Source organism: Actinoallomurus acaciae (assembly GCF_042429965.1).
Classification (GTDB): Bacteria; Actinomycetota; Actinomycetes; order Streptosporangiales; family Streptosporangiaceae; genus Actinoallomurus; species Actinoallomurus acaciae.
Window position 1 is genome coordinate 1 of the sequence record NZ_JBHLZP010001113.1, and the last position, 1,053, is coordinate 1,053.

Consider the following 1,053-nt stretch of genomic DNA (forward strand, 5'->3'; position numbering starts at 1 on the left):
CCCCGAGCGCCGAGATCCTGGCACTGGGCCTGAACGACGTGCCCGGCGTGGCGTCCGCACGCTGGGCGACCCGGATCCAGCCCGGCTGGGACACCGGCGCCGAGCGGATCCTGGCCGAGGTACGCCGCCGCGGCCTGCCGGCCGTCGACGCCCGCACGCGCTGAGCGCCGGCCCCGGTCAGTTCGCCGAGGTCAGCCAGCGCAGCAGCAGACGGACGCCGTAGCCGGTGGCACCCTTGGTGATCTCCGCGTTGTCGGCGGTGGCGCGGGCGGGGCCGGCCACGTCCAGGTGGGCCCACGGGCGGTCGCCGGCGAACTCCCGCAGGAACAGGCCCGCGATGATGGAGCCCGCGCTGAAGCCGCCGCGGCCGATGTTCGCCACGTCGGCGACGTGGGAGTCGATCGCCGGGCGATACTCATCGACCAGCGGCATCCGCCACAGGGACTCTCCGCTGCCCTCGCTCGCCTCCAGCAGGTCGCCGGCCAGGGTCTCGTCGGTGGAGTACAGCGCGGCGTGCCGCAGGCCGAGCGCGACCTTGGCGGCGCCGGTCAGGGTCGCGATGTCGACCACGGCCGCGGGGTCGAGCTCCGCGTCGGCGTACGCGAGCGCGTCGGCCAGGACCAGGCGGCCCTCGGCGTCGGTGTTGAGCACCTCCGAGGTCGTGCCGCCGTAGTGGCGGATGACGTCACCGGGACGCATCGCCGAGCCGGACGGCATGTTCTCGGCCGCCGCGACCAGCCCGGTGACCTTGACCGGCACGCCGAGCCCGCGCAGCGCGCTCATCACGGCGATCACGACGGCACCGCCGGCCATGTCGGTCTTCATGGTCTTCATGCCCTCGTTCGACTTGAGGGAGAGACCGCCCGAGTCGAAGGTGATGCCCTTGCCGACGAGCACGATGTGCCGTGCGTCGGCGGCGCCCTCCGGCTCGTAGGCCAGCTCGATCAGACGCGGCGGGCGGGCCGAGCCCGCGCCGACGGCGATGAGACCGCCGAAGCCCTGGGCGGCGAGCGCCGCCTCGTCGCGGACGCGGACCGTCAGCGCGGCGTCCGC

The 1,053-nt window shown here is 74.6% G+C and carries 1 protein-coding gene; it reads right to left on the reverse strand.

Annotated features, from left to right (window positions below):
* Nucleotides 1-177 precede the first annotated feature (177 nt).
* The coding region (locus ACFFNX_RS50950; RefSeq protein ID WP_378213716.1) for a leucyl aminopeptidase family protein at nucleotides 178-1,053 on the reverse strand (876 nt) is incomplete at its 5' end.